Source organism: Alkalihalobacillus alcalophilus ATCC 27647 = CGMCC 1.3604, assembly GCF_000292245.2.
GTDB classification, from domain to species: domain Bacteria; phylum Bacillota; class Bacilli; order Bacillales; family Bacillaceae_D; genus Alkalihalobacillus; species Alkalihalobacillus alcalophilus.
Genome location: NZ_ALPT02000068.1, coordinates 1 through 22,237, shown reverse-complemented (window position 1 = coordinate 22,237; position 22,237 = coordinate 1). Strand labels below are relative to the sequence as shown.

Here is a 22,237-nt window from a genome sequence, read left to right as displayed (position 1 = left end):
CAATGTTGCTATTGGTTACTTTCGTGGTGTAGGATTGTACCGGATTCTTTTTAGACTTGAAGCGCGGAGCTTTATTTTGTTTCTTGAAGAATCGAGTATAGGAATCGGCAAGATTTTTCAGGGAGGATTGAAGGGCAATGCTGTCCACTTCTTTTAGCCATACGAATTCCTTTTTTAGTTGCGTTAATTCAGCCGAACAAGCATTGTAAGTTAATCCTTTGCCTGTTTCTTGGTAGGTATCGTTCCATTGCCCTAAAAAGCGATTAAAGACAAAACGAGAACAGCCGATGGTTTTAGCAATGAAGATTTCCTGTTCTTTGCTTGGATAGAGACGAAATTTGTACGCTTTGTTGATGAGCATTGTTTTCACCTCAAACAGGAATGTATGTTCTTATTATACCTTAACAAGAATCTCTTTGGCTACCGCCAACCGCCATTCATCTCCCCCATATCGTTGGGCTTCTCCCTTCACACGATTGAAGAGGGAGTCTTCTGTCGGGAAATGATAAAAAACTGATATAAAAAGAAAAGCCATCTGAATTAGATGACTTCCACTTATATTACATAGATTCTTGTTCATCTGCATTATCCATTAATTGCAGAATACGTTCTAAATCCTCTTCCGAAAAATAATCTATTTCTATTTTTCCTTTTTCTTACCAGGTTTAATTGTAACAGATGTACCAAAGCGTGCTTTTAATAGATCCTGTCTTTCTTTCAAAAATGGAGATAAGGTTTGTTTTTTCTTCTTTGTTTCACGTGAAACATTTTCATTCATACGTTGAACCATTTGCTCCACTTCACGAACACTTAATTTTTCCTGTAAAACCACTTCAAGTAACGAGGAGATTTTTTGTTTATCTTTTAATCCTAAAATCGCTCTTCCATGTCCCATTGATAGTTTTCCATCTGAAATAAATTGTTGGACAACTTGAGGTAGCTGTAATAAGCGGACATGGTTCGCAATATGTGGTCTACTTTTCCCTACTCTTTTAGAAAGCTGCTCTTGAGTAACTTTTAAATGTTCCATTAAACGTTCATAAGCTAAAGCTTCTTCAATTGGATTTAAATCTTCTCTTTGAAGATTTTCAATTAAAGCAAGCTCCATCATTTTTTCTTCACTTAGTTCTTTAACAATGACAGGAATTTTATTTAACCCTGCTGCCTCTGCTGCACGAAATCGTCTTTCCCCAACGACAATTTCATACCCTTTTATACTTTTTCGCACCGTAATTGGCTGTAATATTCCATTTTCTTTAATGGATACAGCTAATTCTTCTATTGCTTGGTCAGAAAAAGTTTTTCGAGGTTGATAGGGATTTGGTCGTAATTCTGTTAAAGGTAATTCTTCAATACGAGACTCTTTTTCTTCTTCATGTTCATTAAAAAGTGCTTGCAAGCCTTTACCTAACCTTTTCGACACCAGCAACCACTTCCTTTGCTAATTCTAAATAGACTTCAGCACCACGGGACTTCGGATCATATATAATAATAGGCTTTCCATGACTTGGAGCTTCCCCTAAACGGACATTACGAGGAATAATCGTATCAAATACCTTTTCTCTAAAGTATTTCTTTACTTCATCAATCACTTGAATTCCTAGGTTTGTCCTAGCATCCAGCATCGTTAATAAAACTCCTTCAATTGCGAGTTCCGTATTTAAATGCTTTTGAACTAAACGAACCGTATTTAATAACTGACTAAGCCCTTCTAATGCATAATATTCACATTGAACTGGGATTAAAACGGAATCAGCTGCCGTTAAGGCATTAATCGTTAATAACCCTAAAGAAGGAGGACAATCAATAAAGATATAATCATAATCATTTGAGATGGTCGAGAGAGCTCTTTTTAACCGGACTTCACGAGAAATAGTTGGAACTAGCTCGATTTCAGCACCTGATAACTGTATTGTAGATGGGATAATATCAAGGTTTTCAACTGTAGTTTTTTTAATGACTGTTCGAGCCTCTGTATCTTCAACAAGCACATCGTAAATACATTCTTCTACATCGCCTTTTTCAACACCAGTTCCACTTGTTGCATTTCCTTGTGGATCAATATCAACAAGCAACACCTTTTTGCCAATATAAGCAAGACAAGCACTGAGGTTAACCGATGTTGTTGTTTTCCCTACTCCACCCTTTTGATTTGCTACAGCAATGATCTTAGCCACGCTGTCACCTACTTTCCATCCAAACATTCTCTTTTTACTTTTACGATTTTATTTTAACACAGTTTTATAAAAATCGTTTTATAAAGTTACGATAACATCGAAAAAAAAACAATAAATCTTCTGAAATTAGTTCTCAATCCCTAGAAAAGCAAAAAAAAATAACCTATCTAAGTGATAGATTATTTTTTCGGTATACGAATGGTAAATTGATAAAAATCATCGTTTTCTTCTTCGTCAGTATCGACATGAAGTCCACTTTTTAGGACCATATCAACCGATTGTCGAATTGTATTCATTGCAATTCGCATATCCTTTGAATAGGATTTTCTTGTTGCTTTTTTCTTTGGCTCTTTATCATTAACCTCGAGTAAAAGCTTTACTCGTTCTTCGGTTTGTTTCACATTTAAGCTTTCATTTATAATCATTTCAAGCACTTTATTTTGTAATGACTCATCTTTTAATGCTAATAATGACCGGGCATGTCTTTCTGATATTTCTTTTGTTAAAATCGCATTTTGAACAGATTCAGGTAAATGTAATAAACGTAATTTATTAGCAATCGTGGATTGGCCTTTTCCTAAACGTTGCGCTAGACTCTCTTGTGTTAACTGATGTATATCTAGAAGTTTTGCATAAGCAATAGCCTCTTCAATAGCAGTTAACCCTTCTCGTTGTAAATTCTCAATTAAAGCAATCGATGCGGTTTGAGAATCATTAAATTCTTTAACAATCGCTGGGATTTTCTCCCACCCTAATGAAGTAACGGCTCTCCAACGACGCTCTCCCGCAATAATTTCATACTTCCCTTCTCGTTGACGAACAACGATTGGCTGAATCACTCCATGCGTTCGAATTGTTTGAGCTAATTCTTCAATACGCTCCTGATCAAAAATGGTTCTTGGCTGGAAACGATTTGGAACGATATCAACAATTGCGATCTCTTTTATTTCCTCGCGCTCGATTACTTCTTCTTCTGTCACTTCATTTTGCTTCTCATTAAAGCCGAATAGGCGTGAGAACGGCTGCTTCATCGCCTAACACCACCTTTGATATTAACCATCTCTACTATATTCGACATGATTAAAGTCATTCCTTCTTTCCCTATTCGATTATCGATTTTTTGCAAAAAATTTATCTTCAAGTAGACCCCTCCACTGAACAAAGATGATGTTTCACGTGAAACATTTTAACCTATCGTACTATTAAACTATTAAGAGAAACTATCTTAATACTGCCCCATAAGGTCTTTTGACTTTATAGAGACAGCATCATTTTTAGAGCAAGTCCTATCACTAATTGCAATAGTCCCCTTTATTTAATTAAAGGCTGTTTATTTGGTGTTCCTGGTTTTCTTGGATACTTCTTGGCTGTTTTTCTCTCTTTTTTGATGATCACGATATGTCGGTCACTTTTTTCTTCCGGTAATTCGAACTGAAAGGAATCAATCACACGTCCTCCTAATGTTTCTATCGCAAATAACCCTTCCGATAGTTCCTCTTGGGAGCTTGCCCCTTTTAAAGCTACAAAATCGCCTCCGACCTTCACAAGAGGTAAACATAGCTCTGACAATACGGACATTCTTGCTACAGCTCGTGCCATAACTAAATCATACTTCTCTCGATGGTTTGCATTTTTACCAAACAATTCAGCTCGATCATGATAAAACTTCACATTTTCTAACTCAAGTTCGTTTGCTAAATGTTCAAGAAAACCAATTCTTTTATTTAACGAATCGACAATATGGACATTGAGACCGGGATGAATAATTTTGATCGGCAAACTAGGAAAACCAGCCCCTGCCCCTACATCGATAATGTTTTGACCTTCTTTAAAGGAATAATAGAAGCAGGCCGATATTGAGTCATAAAAATGCTTCAAATACACATCCTCTTCTGAAGTAAGAGCGGTTAGGTTCATTTTCTCATTCCACTCCACTAACACTTCAAAATAACGTTGGAATTGCCACTGCTGTTTCTCGTTTAATTGAATGCCTTTTTCTAATAATGCTTCTACAAATGTTTCTTTGTTCATTTAAGCCTCCGTATGAGCTTAGTCTATTTTTGCTAAACGTCCTTGTTCGATATAAACAAGAAGAATCGAAATATCCGATGGATTCACTCCAGAAACACGAGAGGCTTGACCGACTGATAATGGTCTCACCTGACTTAATTTTTGCTTGGCTTCAGTCGCTAAGCCATTGATCGCAAAATAATCAAGATTATCTGGGATCTTCTTCTTATCCATCTTCTTTGCCCGTTCGACTTGCTGTAATTGCTTTTCAATATAGCCCTCATACTTCACTTGAATTTCGACTTGTTCCGCAATGTCTTCGTTTAGTTCTTGTTCAGAAGCTGGGATGACCGATGCGACATCTTCGTACGTAAGTTCTGGTCGTTTTAAAAACGCAGATGCTCTCACTGCCTCTTGTAAAGGTGTAGAGTTCGCTTTCTCTAAAAGAGTGGCAACCTCATTAGAAGGTTTAATAATAATCCCTTCTAAACGCTTCTTTTCTTTTTCTATCGCTTGTTTCTTTTGTTCAAAGCGAGCAAAACGTTCCTCACTAATAAGACCAATTTCATATCCTTTAGCCGTTAAACGAAGATCTGCATTATCATGGCGTAACAATAAACGATACTCTGCACGCGATGTTAATAATCGATAAGGCTCATTTGTTCCTTTTGTTACTAAATCATCTATTAATACACCAATATAAGCTTCGGAACGATCCAATATTAAGCCTTCTTTACCCTTTGCTTTTCTTGCGGCATTAATACCAGCCATAATTCCTTGACCAGCCGCTTCTTCATAACCAGATGTACCATTAATTTGGCCAGCGGTAAATAGATTTTCAACCTTTTTAGTTTCCAATGTAGGCCAAAGCTGTGTTGGCACCATCGCATCATATTCAATCGCATAACCAGGACGCATCATTCGAACATTTTCAAGACCAGGAATCGACTTTAACATTTTTAATTGGACATCTTCAGGTAAACTTGTTGATAAACCTTGAACATACACTTCCGTTGTATTACGTCCTTCTGGTTCAAGAAAAATTTGGTGTCTTGGTTTATCATTAAAACGTACAATTTTATCTTCAATTGAAGGACAATATCTCGGTCCTGTTCCTTCAATCATCCCAGAATACATTGGCGAACGACTTAAGTTCTGATTAATAATTTCATGTGTTTCCGTACTTGTATACGTTAACCAACACGGCAATTGATCGGTAATATATTTAGTCGTTTCATATGAGAACGCTCGTGGTTTGTCATCACCCGGTTGAATCTCTGTTTGCCCATAATCAATCGAACTTCCATTAACCCGAGGGGGTGTCCCTGTTTTAAAACGAACTAAGTCAAAACCAAGCTCTTTTAAGTGCTCCGATAATTTAATTGATGGTTGCATATTATTAGGACCACTTTCATAAGAAAGCTCCCCTAAAATAATTCGTCCACGTAAATACGTTCCTGTCGTAATGACAACGGATTGACTACGATATTCCGCCCCTGTGTTTGTAATAACTCCTTTACAAACACCTTCTTCAATAATTAGACGATCAACCATTCCTTGACGTAACAGTAAATTCTCTTGCTCTTCAATTGTTTTTTTCATTTCATGTTGATAGAGGAATTTATCGGCTTGAGCACGTAAAGCTCGAACAGCTGGACCTTTACCAGTATTTAACATACGCATTTGGATATGAGTTTTATCAATATTACGCCCCATTTCTCCTCCAAGTGCATCAATTTCACGAACAACAATCCCTTTTGCAGGCCCCCCTACTGAAGGATTACACGGCATAAAGGCGACTGCATCTAAATTTAATGTAAGTATTAAAGTGTTCGCTCCCATGCGGGCAGCTGCAAGTCCAGCTTCAACCCCTGCATGACCAGCGCCAACAACGATTACATCAAAATCTCCACCTTGATAGTTCATCTTTCTTTACCTCCTTTTCTTTCGTTCCTTATTTTCCAAGACAGAATTGCGAGAACAGTTGATCTAATAAACTGTCCTGAATCGTATCTCCAATGATTTCACCTAATATTTCCCAAGTTCTCGTTACATCGATTTGTACTAAATCGATTGGTACTCCCATATCAATTGCGGCAACTGCATCCTCAATGGTCGACTTAGCTTGCTCTAATAAGGCAATATGACGTGAGTTTGAAACATATGTGACATCCTCTGCTTCCATGCTACCTGAGAAAAATAAGTCAGCAATGGCCTGTTCAAGCTCTTCTACACCTTTATCTTCTATTAAAGCAGTCGTAACAAGTGGACGACCGTCATTTAACTTTTTACTTTTTCTAGATCAATTTTTTTCTCTTGATCGGTTTTATTTACAATAACAATGACATTCATCATTTCGACCGCTTCGAATAAAGCTTCATCTTCTTTTGTTAATTCATCTCCATAATTTAGTACAAGAAGAATTAATTCCGCTTCTTTTAATACTTGTCGCGAGCGTTCTACCCCAATTTTTTCAACGATGTCTTCTGTTTCACGAATACCGGCAGTATCAACTAGTTTTAGTGGTACCCCTCTTACATTGACATACTCTTCAATTACATCACGAGTCGTTCCTGGTATATCGGTAACAATTGCTTTATTTTCATGGACAAGGCTATTTAATAAGGAAGACTTCCCTACATTTGGTCTTCCGATAATAACGGTTGATAAGCCTTCTCTCACAATTTTCCCTTGCTCAGCTGTTTGTAATAATTTTTCGATTTCGCCAATAACAAAATCAGCTTTCGTTTTTAATAAATCATGAGTCATTGTTTCCGCATCATATTCTGGATAATCAATGTTCACTTCAACATTTGCGACCGTTTCTAATAAGGCTTGCCGCAAGACCGTAATCTTTTTTGATAATCGACCTTCTACTTGATTTAAAGCAATACTCATTGCTTTATCTGTTTTTGCTCTTATTAGATCCATAACACCTTCAGCTTGTGAAAGATCAATACGTCCATTTAAAAAGGCTCGTTTTGTAAATTCACCTGGTTCCGCTAGTCTTGCTCCATTTGTTAGCACGAGTTGTAACACTCGATTCACCGACATAATCCCACCATGACAATTAATTTCTACCACGTCTTCTCGTGTAAATGTCTTTGGTGCTCTTAATATCGAAACCATCGCTTCTTCTACACGATCATTTGTTTTTGGATCAATTAGATGTCCATACACAATCGTATGAGACGCTACTTCTTTTAACGGCTTTTTTCCTTTATATATTTTATCTGCTATTGAAATCGCTTCATCTCCACTTAAACGAACGATACCTATCGCTCCTTCTCCTAAAGCGGTCGATACAGCTGCAATTGTATCAAACTCCATTTAACTTTCACCTCAATACTCACATATCACTCATTATAATCTATAACTGATACTATCTTTTTTACAATCCCGTCTGTGCCCCTTAAGGTTATTTTAATATTTTATCCCCTATTAGACACCATTCTATATCCTTCTATTTTAACCGATCCCACGTAAAATTTCTTCCTTTATGTTTGTTCTTATCCACATCTATTTAGTTTATCCTAAAAAACGTCAAAATAAGCCAATAATCCACATGTGTATAACGAACTTTTTAATCTTTTATTCACAGTTAAACCACCTAAACTTTTACACTATCATACGAACTCTGTGATGAAAAGTCTCTACTCCATGTTGATGAAGACTATATTCCGACTGTAATGGAAGGATTTCATTACCGATCAGCGGTTTTTCGCACCCTTATCCCAGCAATACACTTGTCTCATTACCAATCATCCAGTTTTCGTACCTTGCTCCCAAAGTATTTACTGTTTTACTAGTGGATGGGAAATAAGAAGTCCTCAGACATATCTCTTTCCGCATCTTTCACTCTCTCATTGCCAAAATTGGTTATCATCATCATTTCCTTCTTCACCTTGAAAAAGTGGACGTGAAGGATTAACCTTCACGTCCACTTTTCTATTAAGGGTTTTAAGGGAGTCCCTTTAACCATCCATTTTATTTAGTTTCTGGTACGATGACGATATGGCGATTCGATCCCTTACCTTGCGAATAAGTATCAACTCCAGACACATTCTGTAACGATGTATGAATGACCTTTCGTTCTCCCGCATTCATCGGCTCTAGTACCACTTTTTGCTTCTGTCTTAAAACCTTCCGGCTAACACGATGAGCTAATTGCTCTAAAGCTTCTCTTCGTTTCGCACGGTAGTTTTCTGTATCTAGTTGGATACGAATATAAGAGTCATCCTGCTTATTAGCGACTAAATTCGTTAAATACTCCAAAGAGTCTAACGTTTGACCTCTTTTGCCGATTAAACGTCCCATATCCTCTTGTCCAATGATTTCAAATAAAATATAGTCACCTTGTTCCTTCTTTTCGATTTCTACTGAAAAGCCAATCTCTTCAATCATCTCTTTAAGAAAGGAAAGACCCATCTCAACCGCATCAGGTTTGATGTAAGCTTCAATAATCGCAGGTTTTGTTCCTATAATACCTAAAAAACCTTTTTGCGGTTGTTCAATCACTTCATAACGAAGACGTTCTTTTGTAGTCCCCAATTCACTCAGTGCTTTTGAAATCGCTTCTTCAATCGTTTTACCTGATACAGTTAATTTGGTCACTTTTTCTTCCCTCCTGAATTTGCTGTTACTTCTTTTTTATTGCCCGCATTCGGACCCGTAATAAAATAAGTTTGAGCAATCATATATATATTACCAACAACCCAATATAAAGTAAGTGCCGCTGGGAAGAAGAAGGCAAATACAGCAATCATGATAGGCATGACAACTAATAAAACCTTCATTTGTGGGTTATCTTGTACCATCATCATTTTCTGTTGGATATAAGTCGTAACCCCCGCAATAAACGGTAAAATATAGTCAGGTTGATCAAGAGCAAACCATAAGAAAGACCCTTCGCCAATATCTGTTCTCATAATAGCATGGTATAACCCAAGTAAAATCGGCATTTGTACTAAGATAGGTAAACAGCCTGCTAACGGGTTAACCCCTCTCTCTTGCCATAAAGCCATCATCTCTTGTTGTAGTTTTTGTTGAGTCTTTTGATCTTTGGCACTATATTTCTCTTGTAATTTTTTAATTTCAGGTTGAATTTGTTGCATTGCTTTGGCACTTCTAGTTTGTTTAATCATGAGTGGTAACATTACCGTTCTTAAAATCACGGTAACTGCCACAATTGACCACCCGAAGCTACCATTAAACATCTCGGCCAGTTTAATAATTAACCAGGATAATGGATAGACAAAATAGGAATTCCATATCCCTTCACTTTCACTCGTGATTGGCTGCTCAATTTCAAAACATCCAGTTAATAGAACAAGCATTCCAATCATCGCTGCTGCAAGGCTAAACTTCTTGAGCACAAGCTCTCCTCCTTGTTCATCTTTCATTAATATATATTGAAGCCCTATATAATTTCAGAAAAGCTTATTTTCCTTTCCTTATATATCGGCCTTTTCTTAATATGTGATGAAGACTACTTTCTACTTCCGAAAACTCCATTGTCGCAACTGGTTTTCTAGCAATTACTACATAATCATATCCAATATGTAGTCTTTCTTTATTTTCTTGGAAAAAAGCTCGAACCATTCGTTTCACTCGATTTCTTGTCACCGCATTTCCAACCTTTTTGCTAACAGACAATCCGAGTCGAAATTTATCTTGTCCCTCTTTTGCTAATGCGTACAATACAAACTGACGATTCGCAACAGACGTCCCTTTATTAAAAACGAGCGAGAATTCCTCATTCTTTTTGATTCGTTGCTCTTTATTCATTCCATTACACCTCAAAACGGTTCACTTATAACCTCTTTTAAAACCGTCTTTTATTTTAAACTGGAAAAAGACCACTGAAATTCAGTGGCCTATGCAGATAACACTTTTCTTCCTTTACGACGACGACGAGCAAGTACTTTACGTCCGTTCTTAGTGCTCATACGCGCACGGAAACCGTGTACTTTTTTACGTTTACGATTATTTGGTTGAAATGTTGGTTTTCCCATTTATTACACCTCCCTCGAGGATATACTCCATTGTAAGACTCTATAAAAGACATTCTTGTAAATTATACGGAACATAAGGGCATGTTGTCAAGGTTCCATTTAGCACTTCCATAAATTCAAAGTCCTACTTGCAAATCCCTTATTCATCTTAGCACATTCCGCCTTGATTTACATTGTGGATAAATGGTAATCGACAATATTCGTCCTATCCCCAAGCTTATCGACAGATTGTACACATATCTTGTGCTGTGGACAACCACAAACCACAGGATGTTGTGGTTTGTGGATAAACAAAGAAAACCGTTGCGGTACAAGGTTTTTTTTGCTATGATTAATATGTTTTCACTCGTGGACGGCTAATTATCGCCATAAACCTGTCCACAGCCTGTGGGTAAGGTTGTGGACAGGTTTATGTTTCTGTGTGTTCTTTTTCCACAGACTCTATGGATATGTATAAAACGACACTTTTCTACTATATTATAGTTATCTCCACAATTTTACGTTTTTTATGTTTATACAGTTTTATTCACTGGCTTATACAAAGCTTATACAACATAGAATAATGACGAACTCTGTGATTTCTTTTTGTGACTTAAAGCAATTCAAGATAGCAGAGGTTTTTAAGTTTTAAGAGGCTTTTAACCCAATTAAAATAATGATTACAAAGAAGAGGAGGTTCATCCGTTGGAAAATATTCACGATTTGTGGGAGCGGGTCTTAGCTGAAATTAAGAAAAAAGTAAGCGAACCTAGTTATGACACTTGGCTAAAATCAACAAAAGCCAGTGACATCCAAAATGATGCGATTACAATAACAGCACCAAATGAATTTGCCCGCGATTGGTTAGAAGACCACTATTCTGAATTAACATCAGATACAATTGAGCAATTAACAGGGGCGAGATTGATACCTAAGTTTGTTATTCCTGAACATAAATCTGATGATGATTTATTTCTTGAGCCTATCCCTAAAAAGAAAACCGTAACCGGAGCAAATTCGGCAGCCATTTCAACAAAATCGATGTTAAATGATAAATACACATTTAATACGTTTGTCATCGGTTCCGGAAATCGCTTCGCCCATGCTGCTTCTCTTGCTGTAGCCGAAGCACCAGCAAAAGCGTACAACCCCCTTTTTATCTACGGTGGCGTTGGTTTAGGAAAAACACACTTAATGCATGCAATTGGTCATTATGTGATGGACCATAACCCAGATGCAAAGGTTGTCTACTTGTCTTCTGAAAAATTTACGAACGAGTTTATTAATGCGATCCGTGATAACAAAGCCGTCAATTTTCGCAATAAATATCGAAATGTCGACGTCTTGCTAATAGATGATATTCAATTCCTTGCTGGAAAAGAACAAACACAAGAAGAATTTTTCCATACATTTAATGCTTTACATGAGGAGTCTAAACAGATTGTCATTTCAAGTGACCGACCACCAAAGGAAATTCCCACACTTGAAGACAGATTACGCTCACGATTTGAATGGGGATTAATCACTGATATTACTCCACCCGATCTTGAGACAAGAATCGCCATTTTGCGTAAAAAGGCAAAAGCTGAAAACTTAGACATTCCTAATGAAGTAATGCTTTATATTGCCAATCAAATCGACACGAATATTCGTGAATTAGAAGGAGCCCTTATTCGCGTTGTTGCCTATTCATCATTAATTAATCAAGATATGAATGCTGATTTGGCTGCAGAAGCTTTAAAGGACATTATTCCAAATTCAAAACCTAAAGTCGTCACCATTATCGATATCCAAAAAGCAGTAGGTGAACACTTCCAAGTAAAGTTGGAAGATTTTAAAGCTAAAAAACGAACCAAATCCGTTGCATTCCCCAGACAAATCGCCATGTACTTATCAAGAGAGCTTACAGACTCCTCTTTACCGAAAATCGGTAGTGAGTTTGGTGGTCGTGATCACACAACCGTGATCCATGCCCATGAAAAGATCTCTAAGTTACTTTCGAGTGATCAAGATTTACAAAGAAAATTACAAGAGATTAGCGAACAAATCCGTTCATAGTGGAAACTGTTTATAACTTTTCTTGATTCATTCACAGTTTATCAACATGTGGATAGCACGTTCTATTTGAACTTCCGTTAGTTATCCACATAATCACAGGCCCTATTACTATTACTACTACTTTTTTAATAAAAAAGATTTATAAAAAGGAGTTACTTTCTATGCATTTTTTTATTGAACGCGATCGATTTGTCCATGACGTTCAGCACGTAGCTAAAGCCGTTTCATCAAGAACAACAATTCCGATTTTAACTGGAATCAAAATTGTTGCGACAAAGGACGGTGTCACCTTAACTGGAAGTGACTCTGATATTTCGATTGAAACGTTTATTCCAAAAGAGGATGAAGACAAACAATATATTACGCTTGAACAAGAAGGTAGTATCGTTTTACAAGCAAAGTATTTTGCGGAAATCGTAAAAAAACTATCTGGTGAGGAAATTGAATTAATCGTCCAAGATCAATTTGCAGCAACCATTAAATCTGGTTCTGCCGTTTTTAATTTAAATGGTTTAGATCCTGAAGAATATCCTCGTCTTCCACAGCTAGAAGAAGAGCTTTTATTTCGCCTCCCACAAGACATGTTAAAAAATATGATTCGTCAAACTGTCTTTGCGGTGTCCACTCAGGAAACACGACCAGTGTTGACAGGTGTAAACTTAGAATCGGATAACGGGGTACTACACTGTACTGCAACAGATAGTCATAGATTGGCTATGCGTAAAACAAATATTGAAAGAAATGACGAAAACCTTGCTTTTGAAAATGTTGTGATTCCAGGTAAAAGCTTAAATGAATTAAGTAAAATTATTGATGAAAGCAATGATTTTATCGATGTTGTTGTCACGGAGAATCAAATTTTGTTTAAATTGAAAAACTTACTCTTTTTCTCAAGATTGTTAGAAGGGAAATACCCAGTAACTAAAAATATGATTCCGACCCAAAGCAAAACAACGATTCAACTAAAAACTAAACCGTTGTTGCAAACATTAGAACGAGCATTATTACTCTCACGAGAAGCTAAAAACAACGTTATTAACTTAAAAACATTAGAGGCCGGTTTAATTGAAATCACATCAATCTCACCCGAAATTGGGAAAGTAACCGAAAGAATTCAAAGTCAATCGTTCGAAGGTGAAGAAATGCGTATTTCCTTTAATGGAAAAAATGTCATTGATGCCTTAAAGGTTATTGATAGTGATGAAATTAAAGTAGAATTTACTGGTGCAATGAGTCCATTTGTCATTCAACCAATCGAACAAGATCATTATTTACATTTGTTTTCACCTGTTCGTACTTATTAAACCGCTGATTCATCACCTTTTTTTAGATCGGACTTGGCGAGTGACGTTTCGTTTAGTACAATAGAGACAAGAGAATAAAAAACGGCTAAAGAAAAGACAGCATTTCACTTTCATGATTTGCTGTCTTGCGTTTGATTACGGTAATTATCGATAACTATGTACGGAAAGAAGAGTGAAGGTATGGAGCATATTTCAATTTCGACAGAATACATCACACTTGGCCAATTATTAAAAGAGGTAGGTGCAATCGATACGGGCGGAATGGCAAAATGGTATTTAGCTGAATATGAAGTTCTTGTGAATGGAGAGTTGGAGAGTCGGCGTGGAAAAAAACTTGTCAATGGTGATCGTATCCAACTCGCGGATGGAGCTGAATATGAAATTACAGCTAACTAGAGGATTTTCTTATGTATATTAAATCACTAACGATAAAGCATTTTAGAAACTATCAAGATGCCCAAGTTTCCTTTGATCCAAAAGTAAATGTTTGTATCGGTGAAAATGCTCAAGGAAAGACAAATATCATTGAAGCTATTTATGTATTAGCACTTGCTAAATCACATCGAACATCAAATGATAAAGAGCTCATTAGCTGGGGAGAAGAGTTTGCAAGGATTCAAGGAGAAGTGATTAAAAAAGGAGCTCCACTCAAATTAGATGTCATCATTTCGATAAAAGGAAAAAAGGTCAAGCTAAATGGGTTGGAACAACGTAAATTAAGTGAATATATTGGAGCTGTCAATGTGGTCATGTTTGCCCCAGAGGATTTGAATCTTGTTAAAGGGAGTCCTCAAGGCAGAAGGAAATTTATTGATCGTGAATTAGGTCAAATAAATCCACTTTATTTATATCATTTAGGCCTCTATCAAAAGGTGCTGCAACAACGAAATCAATTGTTAAAGCAGCTGCAAATAAATAAAGGCTCACTCGAGATGCTTGATATCTTAACTGATCAAATGATTCCGTTAGCAGCTGAAATCATCCAAAAGCGCTATCGATTTCTTAAGCAGCTACAAAAATGGGCAGAACAAATTCATTCAGACATTAGTAGAGGGAAAGAATCGCTTAAAATTACATATTTACCCTCCGCTAGTGTATCAGAAGAGCTTGAATTGACGAAAATAAAAGATATATTCTATCAAACTTATCAAGAAAAAAAGCAAAAAGAAATTCAGCGAGGGGTCACGTTATTTGGCCCACATCGTGATGATTTAGGGTTTGAAGTGAATGGAAAGAACGTACAAACCTTTGGCTCCCAAGGGCAGCAACGTACGACAGCTTTATCTATTAAGTTAGCTGAAATTGAATTAATTCATTCCGAAATCGGTGAATATCCGATTCTTTTGTTGGATGACGTCCTTTCAGAATTAGATGATTATCGTCAGTCTCATTTGATCGAAACGATTCAAAAACGCGTACAAACGTTTGTAACAACAACAAATCTGGCGGGTGTTCATAAACAAGCCTTAGAGCAAGCTTCTATTTTTGAAGTGGAACAAGGGACGATTCATCCAAAATGATGAGGTGGTGATACGATTGTTTATCCATTTAGGTGGCGATATGGTCGTTCGTGCAAAAGAAATTATTGCGATTTTAAGTCGAGATGTACAAGAATCCTCTACTGTCACAAGTACTTATTTAAAACAAGAGAAAAAGCGAAAACAAGCGATTGTGATTAGTGAAGAATTTATTAAATCGATTGTTATTACAGATCATGCAGTCTATTATTCACCGGTATCATCGGGCACGTTGAAAAAACGTGCCGCGGTTAATGTGGACCTTGATTTCACAGAAAAAGAGTGAAAAGTTGATCTGAACAATGATGTATTAGATGACGATAAATAGAAAGCGAAAGTATAGAGAATGAAGGTGAAGAACTTGTCGAATGAACAACATTCTGAACAACAATCCTATGATGCGAGTCAAATACAAGTCTTAGAGGGGTTAGAAGCCGTACGAAAAAGACCTGGAATGTATATTGGCTCAACGAGTGCTCGTGGCCTGCACCATCTCGTTTGGGAAATTGTCGATAATAGCATTGATGAAGCGATGGCAGGATTTTGTGATCAAATTGATGTTTTGATTGAAGAGGATAACAGCATTACGGTCATTGACAATGGACGTGGTATTCCAGTAGGGATTCATGAAAAGATGGGACGACCAGCCGTTGAAGTTATTATGACGGTCCTGCATGCAGGAGGAAAGTTTGGCGGCGGTGGTTATAAAGTGTCCGGCGGGCTGCATGGGGTTGGTGCATCAGTTGTTAATGCGTTATCGACAATGTTAGAAGTCGAAATTGAAAGAGATGGAAATCTTTATCATCAAAAATATCATCAAGGTGTCCCAGCTGCAGACCTAGCAATCATTGGAAAAAGTGAGAATTCAGGAACGAAAACACACTTTAAACCTGATCCGGAAATTTTCCAGGAAACGATTGTTTATGATTATGATACGTTGGCTCTTCGTTTAAGAGAACTCGCTTTTTTAAATAAAGGTTTAACGATCACGATAACGGATAAACGTGAGGACGGTAAGTCAGCTAAGTATTATTATGAAGGTGGTATTGCTTCATTTGTTAAGCATTTAAACCGTACAAAAGAAGTACTGCATGATGAACCGATTCATATCGAAGGCGAAAAAGATGGGTTAAACGTAGAGGTTGCTGTGCAGTACAATGACGGCTATGTGGGCAACCTGTATTCCTTTGCAAATAATATTAGCACTCATGAAGGTGGAACACATGAGTCTGGTTTTAAAACGGCTTTAACTCGGGTGATCAATGATTATGCGAGAAAAAATAGTCTTGTTAAGGAAAATGACCCGAATTTAACAGGTGATGATGTCAGAGAAGGACTTACAGCGATTATTTCTGTCAAGATTCCTGATCCACAATTTGAAGGTCAAACAAAAACGAAATTAGGGAATAGTGAAGCGAGAACGATTACGGATTCATTATTTTCGGAGCATTTTTCACGCTTTTTAATTGAAAATCCACAAGTAGCGAGAAAGATCGTTGAAAAAGGTTTAATGGCATCACGTGCTAGAGAAGCGGCAAAAAAGGCACGTGAATTAACACGTCGTAAAAGTGCATTAGAGGTAAGTGCCCTTCCAGGAAAATTAGCGGATTGTGCTTCTAAGGATGCTTCAATTAGTGAAATATACATCGTTGAGGGTGATTCGGCTGGTGGTTCCGCTAAACAAGGTCGTGACCGTCACTTCCAAGCGATTTTACCTTTACGAGGAAAAATTATTAATGTTGAAAAAGCAAGACTTGATAAAATTCTCGCCAATAACGAAATTCGAGCGATGATTACCGCTTTTGGTACAGGTGTTGGTGGAGATTTTGATATAGAGAAAGCAAGATACCATAAAATTATTATTATGACAGATGCCGATGTCGATGGAGCTCATATTCGAACGTTATTGCTTACTTTCTTTTACCGTTATATGAAACCACTTATTGAGTATGGTTACGTGTATATTGCACAACCGCCTTTATATAAAGTGACACACGGAAAAGAAATTCAATATGCATATGTCCAAAAAGAACTAGACCCGATTCTAAAATCATACCCAGAGGGTGCAAAAATAGGCATTCAACGTTACAAAGGACTTGGAGAAATGAATCCAACTCAGCTTTGGGAAACGACAATGGATCCAGAGCATCGTACTCTCCTGCAAGTCACATTAGAAGATGCGATTAAAGCCGATGAAATTTTTGAAATATTAATGGGTGATCGTGTCGAACCACGTCGTGACTTTATCCAGGAAAATGCTCAATACGTGGAGAATCTTGATATCTAGTTGGAGGTTTAAGTAATGGCTGAACAGGAACAATCAAGAGTTAAAGGAATAAATATAGCCAAAGAAATGAAAACATCGTTTATGGATTATGCGATGAGTGTAATCGTCAGCCGTGCTTTGCCTGATGCACGAGATGGTTTAAAACCCGTACACCGTCGTATTTTATATGCGATGAATGATCTTGGAATGACAGCTGATAAGGCCTATAAAAAATCAGCACGTATCGTAGGTGAAGTTATCGGGAAGTATCATCCACATGGTGACTCCGCTGTATACGAAACAATGGTAAGGATGGCACAAGATTTTAGCTATCGTTATATGCTTGTAAATGGCCATGGTAACTTCGGTTCGATTGATGGAGACTCTGCTGCCGCTATGCGTTATACAGAGGCAAAGATGTCAAAAATTTCGATGGAGCTTATCCGTGACATTAATAAAGATACGATTGATTATCAAGATAACTACGATGGTTCAGAAAGAGAACCTGTCGTACTACCAGCAAGATTTCCGAATTTATTAGTGAATGGATCTTCTGGTATCGCAGTTGGGATGGCGACCAATATCCCTCCTCACCAATTAGGGGAAGTGATTGATGGTGTTTTAGCGTTATCTGAAAATCCTGAACTGGATATTGCTGAGTTAATGGAGTTTATTCCAGGACCTGATTTTCCGACTGGAGCTGAAATTCTTGGTCGCTCTGGTATTCGCAAAGCATATCAGACCGGTCGTGGTTCGATTACCTTACGTGCAAAATCTGATATTGAAGAACATAATGGCAAACCGAGAATTGTCGTTTCTGAAATTCCTTATCAGGTCAATAAAGCGAAGTTAATCGAAAAAATCGCTGAACTTGTTCGCGATAAAAAAATCGAAGGTATTACCGATTTACGTGATGAATCGGATCGAGATGGCTTACGAATTGTTATTGAGTTAAGACGTGATGTAAATGCAAATGTCTTACTGAATAATTTATATAAACAAACGTCTTTACAAACAAGCTTTGGAATTAACTTATTGGCTCTTGTAGACGGTAGACCAAAAGTTTTAAATTTAAAAGAGTGTTTGGAAGAGTATTTGAAGCATCAAGTTGAAGTCATTCGCCGCCGGACCTCGTTTGAATTAAGAAAAGCCGAAGCGAGAGCTCATATTCTTGAAGGCTTACGAATTGCTCTTGACCATATTGATGAGATTATTAGCTTAATTCGTGGTTCGCAAACGACTGATCTTGCCCGTAATGGCCTAATGGAGAACTTTCAATTAAGTTATGAGCAAGCTCAAGCGATTCTTGATATGAGACTTCAACGTTTAACAGGTTTAGAAAGAGATAAAATTGAAAGTGAATACCAAGAGTTATTAGCTCGAATTGCTGAATTAAAAGCGATTTTAGCTGATGATGAAAAGGTATTAGAAATCATTCGTGAGGAACTTTTAGAAATAAAAGCGAAATACAATGATGAGCGTCGTACAATTATCTCAATGAATGAGGATCAGTTTGAGGATGAAGATTTAATTCCTCGCCAAAACCTTGTTATCACGCTCACTCATAATGGATATATTAAAAGGTTACCAATTTCGACGTATCGTAGCCAAAAACGTGGAGGAAAAGGAATTCAAGGAATGGGGACAAATGACAATGATTTTGTGTCCCATTTATTCACAACGAATACCCACCACACGATTTTATTCTTCTCCAATAAAGGGAAGGTGTATCGTTTAAAAGGTTATGAAATTCCTGAATTAGGGAGAACGGCTAAAGGGATTCCGATTATTAATCTTTTGCAAATTGATTCGGATGAATACATTAGTACGGTTATCCCAATTGAAGAATTTAAAGATGACGAATTTTTATTCTTCTTAACGAAACATGGTATTGCGAAAAGAACCCAGCTATCTTCATTTGCAAATATCCGTAAAGGCGGATTATTTGCGATTAACTTACGGGATGAGGATGAACTTCATGGTGTCCGTTTAACAAACGGCGATCGTGAAATTATTATTGGGACAAAAAATGGTATGGCGATTCGTTTCCATGAAGACGATGTCCGCTTAATGGGACGAACAGCTGGTGGAGTTAAAGGAATCTCTTTAAATGATGATGACTATGTAGTTGGTATGGATATTATTGAAGAGGGACATCAAGTGTTAATTGTCACAGAAAAAGGGTATGGTAAACGAACACCAATCGAGGAATACCGTATTCAAAACCGTGGTGGTAAAGGGATTAAGACTTCAAACATTACCGATAAAAATGGCTCGCTCGTTTCGTTAAAAATCGTTTCTGATGACCATGACATTATGATTATTACGGTTAGTGGTGTTATTATCCGTACACAAGTCGAAGGAATTTCCATAACAGGGCGTAATACGCAAGGGGTTAAAGTGATTCGAATTGATGAGGGTGAAGAGGTTGCAACTGTAGCCCGCGTTGAGATCGAGGACGAGGAAATTAATGATTTAGAAGATGAAATCGAATCCGATGTAGAATCAACAAAGCAAGACGAATTAAGTGAGGAAGTAGAGACTGTTCAGGAATCTGATGAAGAGACCGATGAGTCATAATATAAGATGTATATATAGAAAAGTTGGATGGGAAACCGTTCAGCTTTTTTTGATCTCATTAATTGATAGGTGATTTAATAAAATCATAAGCTGAAATGGGAATTTTTTCAAAAAAACTAAGGGTAGTTGAATATTGACCAATACTAATAATACACTTATACTATGTATGTAACTAAACATACCTTTTTACTAGGAATAATAAATATATGGATAATATCACACATTTAATAGGAGGTTAAGATGAAAAAGTTAGTAATGATTTCATTTATAGTAGCTCTAATTACTTTAGTAGCCTGTTCAGAACAATCGAACGAGTCAGAGGGGAATATAGCGACAGAGCAAACAAGTGGTGGAGATTTAGTTGTTGATTTAAGTTCTGCACCGGTCTCATTAGATCCACATGCTGCAAATGATGGGAACTCATTATATGTTATGAGTGCAATCTATGACACGCTTGTTTTTCTTGATAAGGATTTAACATTAAAGCCAGGCCTAGCAGAAAGTTATGAACAAATTGAAGATACGGTATGGCAACTGAAGTTACGCCAAGGGATTGAGTTTCATGATGGAACACCATTTAATGCAGAAGTTGTAAAAGTGAATTTCGATCGTATATTTGATGAAGATGTCGCATCACCTGTCGGTTTTCTTTTTGATATGGTAACAAATGTGGAAGTGATTGATGAGTATACTGTACACATCGAAACAGAATTCCCTTTTGTCGCGTTACCAGCTCATTTAGCACACCCAGCAGGACATATGATTAGCAAAGAAGCAATTGAAGCTGATTATGAGGCGATGGAAAACGGAGAACCTCCTTTTGCTTATGTGAATGAGAATCCGATTGGTACAGGTTATTTTAAATATGAATCAAGTATTCCAGGAGAAGCTGTTACGTTAACTAAAAATGAAGACTACTGGGATGTTAAAGCAAATGTTGATAAGGTTACATTTAAAGTCGTTCCAGAGGATTTGACAAGAATTGCTGAATTACAAACTAAAGAGGCAGATATTATTTATCCGGTCAATCCTAATGATATCAAGCAATTAGAGGATACGGATGGAACGGCGGTTCAGCAATCAGATAGTTCAAATTTAACGTATATTGGTTTTAATTTAGAGGTAGAACCGTTTACTGATAAACGAGTAAGGCATGCGATTACAATGGCGATTGATAAAGAAGAATTAATTGATGGGATTGTAGATGGTGTGGCGTTACCAGCACAAGGGTTTTTAGCACCGACCGTTTATGGATATTCAGATGACCTTACTCCACTTACTTATGATGTTGAAGAAGCAAAAAGGCTATTAGCAGAAGCTGGTTATGCTGACGGTTTTCAAGCGACAATTTTAACAACGGATTTGCGTTCAAATATTAATATTGCTGAATATGCTCAAGCTCAATTAGCTCCACTTGGTATTGACTTATCGATTCAAATTGCGGAACAAGGTGCTTATCTTGATGCAACAGCACAAGGGAATCATGAATTATTTGTTGGTAGTTGGGGAACTGTTACTCTTGATGCCGATTATGGATTATATGGGATGTTCCATTCATCCAATATTGGGGCACCAGGTAATCGTTCATTTATCCAAAATGATGAAGTGGATGCTCTATTAGAAGCAGCAAGAAAGGAAATGGACGAAGCTACACGTTTAGAATTATATAAAGAAGTGCAACAGTTACTTGTCGATGAAGCACCACTTGTGCCAGTGTACCATTCTATTTTATTAGCTGGATTACGTGACAATGTTGAAGGTTATTTTCAATACCCGAGTAGTTTCTTATTTTTACGTGATGTGGAATTAAAAGAATAAATAGTTGCTTTCGAAAAAAAGTCGCCAGCCGATCTAATAGGAGCTGGTGACTTTTTTATGTGAGTAGACAATCGGTCGGGAGATTCTGAGCTGTTAAGATGAATACAAGTGGTTAATAGAAAGGGAGTTAGTCTCTTGCTAGGAGTAAGTATTTAAAGAAATAACTCTTCTTGTAAAAGCTCATTGAAGATGGAAAGTCCATTTAGTTTTTAGTCCTATACAACAACTTGTGAAAATGAGATGGAGGACGGTTTTGATTTTTAATTACTCACCTTTCGTATCGAGAAAACCCGTTCAACGAGTTGGCAGAGCGAAAGGGAAGCTCTTAAACAAATGCCCTTGACACATTTGAAAAGCGAGAACGTACTATCACACAAAACGGATAAACTGTGCATTAAGAAAATATTATAGACCCTCCGGCTGTCGATCCCAAAACCATACTCCGCGTCCTGCGGGAACCTTGCGAGTCTCCTCGGCAAGCCTTGCGGGGTCTCGCTCCACGGTTTATTCCCGC

The 22,237-nt window shown here is 37.2% G+C and carries 17 protein-coding genes and 2 pseudogenes; 8 read left to right on the top strand and 11 right to left on the bottom strand.

The genetic code is table 11. The features are described 5' to 3' along the window. From BALCAV_RS15945 to rpmH, 11 genes and pseudogenes are all read right to left on the bottom strand, one after another. A partial coding sequence (locus BALCAV_RS15945; protein ID WP_040324121.1) for a helix-turn-helix domain-containing protein occupies nucleotides 1-361 on the bottom strand: 361 nt, incomplete at its 3' end. Nucleotides 362-560: 199 nt separating this feature from the next. Next, nucleotides 561-1,423 (bottom strand): annotated as a pseudogene (locus tag BALCAV_RS15935) (ParB/RepB/Spo0J family partition protein). After that, a complete protein-coding gene (locus tag BALCAV_RS15930; protein WP_003323489.1) occupies nucleotides 1,404-2,177 on the bottom strand; it encodes a ParA family protein in 774 nt (257 codons plus the stop codon). Before BALCAV_RS15930 ends, BALCAV_RS15935 begins: the two are co-directional and overlap by 20 nt. A 179-nt stretch (nucleotides 2,178-2,356) precedes the next feature. Next, entirely contained in the window at nucleotides 2,357-3,208 is an 852-nt protein-coding gene (gene noc, locus BALCAV_RS15925; RefSeq protein WP_003323488.1) for a nucleoid occlusion protein, read from the bottom strand. A 280-nt stretch (nucleotides 3,209-3,488) separates the two neighbouring features. Next, nucleotides 3,489-4,208: a 16S rRNA (guanine(527)-N(7))-methyltransferase RsmG gene (rsmG, locus tag BALCAV_RS15920; RefSeq protein ID WP_003323487.1), complete on the bottom strand. Its 720-nt coding sequence runs from the start codon at nucleotides 4,206-4,208 to the stop codon at nucleotides 3,489-3,491. Nucleotides 4,209-4,226: 18 nt separating this feature from the next. Further along, entirely contained in the window at nucleotides 4,227-6,113 is a 1,887-nt protein-coding gene (mnmG, locus tag BALCAV_RS15915; protein ID WP_003323486.1) for a tRNA uridine-5-carboxymethylaminomethyl(34) synthesis enzyme MnmG, read from the bottom strand. Between the two features lie 28 nt (nucleotides 6,114-6,141). Beyond that, nucleotides 6,142-7,517: pseudogene (gene mnmE / locus BALCAV_RS15910) on the bottom strand (tRNA uridine-5-carboxymethylaminomethyl(34) synthesis GTPase MnmE). A gap of 657 nt (nucleotides 7,518-8,174) precedes the next feature. Continuing rightward, the gene (jag, locus tag BALCAV_RS15905) at nucleotides 8,175-8,801 is read right to left on the bottom strand and encodes an RNA-binding cell elongation regulator Jag/EloR (RefSeq protein ID WP_003323484.1); all 627 of its coding nucleotides are present in this window, start codon (nucleotides 8,799-8,801) and stop codon (nucleotides 8,175-8,177) included. After that, on the bottom strand, nucleotides 8,798-9,562 hold the full coding sequence (gene spoIIIJ, locus BALCAV_RS15900; protein ID WP_003323483.1) for a YidC family membrane integrase SpoIIIJ: 765 nt from the start codon (nucleotides 9,560-9,562) through the stop codon (nucleotides 8,798-8,800). Before spoIIIJ ends, jag begins: the two co-directional genes overlap by 4 nt. A gap of 64 nt (nucleotides 9,563-9,626) precedes the next feature. Continuing rightward, complete coding sequence (gene rnpA, locus BALCAV_RS15895; protein ID WP_003323481.1) at nucleotides 9,627-9,974, bottom strand: ribonuclease P protein component; 348 nt, start codon at nucleotides 9,972-9,974, stop codon at nucleotides 9,627-9,629. 89 nt (nucleotides 9,975-10,063) lie between these two features. Next, complete coding sequence (gene rpmH / locus BALCAV_RS15890; protein WP_003323480.1) at nucleotides 10,064-10,201, bottom strand: 50S ribosomal protein L34; 138 nt, start codon at nucleotides 10,199-10,201, stop codon at nucleotides 10,064-10,066. A 684-nt stretch (nucleotides 10,202-10,885) separates the two neighbouring features. Between rpmH and dnaA the strand changes: the two genes are divergently transcribed. From dnaA to BALCAV_RS15850, 8 genes are all read left to right on the top strand, one after another. Further along, a complete protein-coding gene (dnaA, locus tag BALCAV_RS15885) occupies nucleotides 10,886-12,238 on the top strand; it encodes a chromosomal replication initiator protein DnaA (protein WP_003323478.1) in 1,353 nt (450 codons plus the stop codon). Between the two features lie 161 nt (nucleotides 12,239-12,399). Next, nucleotides 12,400-13,542, top strand: a complete 1,143-nt coding sequence (dnaN, locus tag BALCAV_RS15880) for a DNA polymerase III subunit beta (RefSeq protein ID WP_003323477.1) — start codon at nucleotides 12,400-12,402, stop codon at nucleotides 13,540-13,542. Between the two features lie 180 nt (nucleotides 13,543-13,722). Further along, complete coding sequence (yaaA, locus tag BALCAV_RS15875) at nucleotides 13,723-13,938, top strand: S4 domain-containing protein YaaA (RefSeq protein WP_003323476.1); 216 nt, start codon at nucleotides 13,723-13,725, stop codon at nucleotides 13,936-13,938. An 11-nt stretch (nucleotides 13,939-13,949) separates the two neighbouring features. After that, nucleotides 13,950-15,062 carry a DNA replication/repair protein RecF gene (gene recF, locus BALCAV_RS15870; protein ID WP_003323475.1) on the top strand — a complete coding sequence of 371 codons (1,113 nt, stop codon included), beginning with the start codon at nucleotides 13,950-13,952 and terminating at the stop codon, nucleotides 15,060-15,062. 16 nt (nucleotides 15,063-15,078) lie between these two features. Then, nucleotides 15,079-15,345 (top strand): extracellular matrix regulator RemB, encoded by a 267-nt coding sequence (gene remB / locus BALCAV_RS15865; protein ID WP_003323474.1) that lies wholly within the window; start codon nucleotides 15,079-15,081, stop codon nucleotides 15,343-15,345. Nucleotides 15,346-15,405: 60 nt separating this feature from the next. Then, nucleotides 15,406-17,346 (top strand): DNA topoisomerase (ATP-hydrolyzing) subunit B, encoded by a 1,941-nt coding sequence (gene gyrB / locus BALCAV_RS15860; protein WP_040324119.1) that lies wholly within the window; start codon nucleotides 15,406-15,408, stop codon nucleotides 17,344-17,346. Nucleotides 17,347-17,361: 15 nt separating this feature from the next. Further along, on the top strand, nucleotides 17,362-19,905 hold the full coding sequence (gyrA, locus tag BALCAV_RS15855) for a DNA gyrase subunit A (protein ID WP_003323471.1): 2,544 nt from the start codon (nucleotides 17,362-17,364) through the stop codon (nucleotides 19,903-19,905). A 240-nt stretch (nucleotides 19,906-20,145) separates the two neighbouring features. Beyond that, on the top strand, nucleotides 20,146-21,723 hold the full coding sequence (locus tag BALCAV_RS15850; protein ID WP_040324118.1) for a glutathione ABC transporter substrate-binding protein: 1,578 nt from the start codon (nucleotides 20,146-20,148) through the stop codon (nucleotides 21,721-21,723). Nucleotides 21,724-22,237: the final 514 nt, after the last annotated feature.

What these genes read in the sequence shown, in the direction of transcription:
- rnpA (WP_003323481.1), bottom strand. Translation starts at nt 9,974, where the DNA reads ATGAATAAAGAGCAACGAATCAAAAAGAATGAGGAATTCTCGCTCGTT.
- gyrA (WP_003323471.1), top strand. Translation starts at nt 17,362, where the DNA reads ATGGCTGAACAGGAACAATCAAGAGTTAAAGGAATAAATATAGCCAAA.
- rpmH (WP_003323480.1), bottom strand. Translation starts at nt 10,201, where the DNA reads ATGGGAAAACCAACATTTCAACCAAATAATCGTAAACGTAAAAAAGTA.
- dnaN (WP_003323477.1), top strand. Translation starts at nt 12,400, where the DNA reads ATGCATTTTTTTATTGAACGCGATCGATTTGTCCATGACGTTCAGCAC.
- BALCAV_RS15850 (WP_040324118.1), top strand. Translation starts at nt 20,146, where the DNA reads ATGAAAAAGTTAGTAATGATTTCATTTATAGTAGCTCTAATTACTTTA.
- noc (WP_003323488.1), bottom strand. Translation starts at nt 3,208, where the DNA reads ATGAAGCAGCCGTTCTCACGCCTATTCGGCTTTAATGAGAAGCAAAAT.
- rsmG (WP_003323487.1), bottom strand. Translation starts at nt 4,208, where the DNA reads ATGAACAAAGAAACATTTGTAGAAGCATTATTAGAAAAAGGCATTCAA.
- recF (WP_003323475.1), top strand. Translation starts at nt 13,950, where the DNA reads ATGTATATTAAATCACTAACGATAAAGCATTTTAGAAACTATCAAGAT.
- mnmG (WP_003323486.1), bottom strand. Translation starts at nt 6,113, where the DNA reads ATGAACTATCAAGGTGGAGATTTTGATGTAATCGTTGTTGGCGCTGGT.
- yaaA (WP_003323476.1), top strand. Translation starts at nt 13,723, where the DNA reads ATGGAGCATATTTCAATTTCGACAGAATACATCACACTTGGCCAATTA.
- gyrB (WP_040324119.1), top strand. Translation starts at nt 15,406, where the DNA reads ATGAAGGTGAAGAACTTGTCGAATGAACAACATTCTGAACAACAATCC.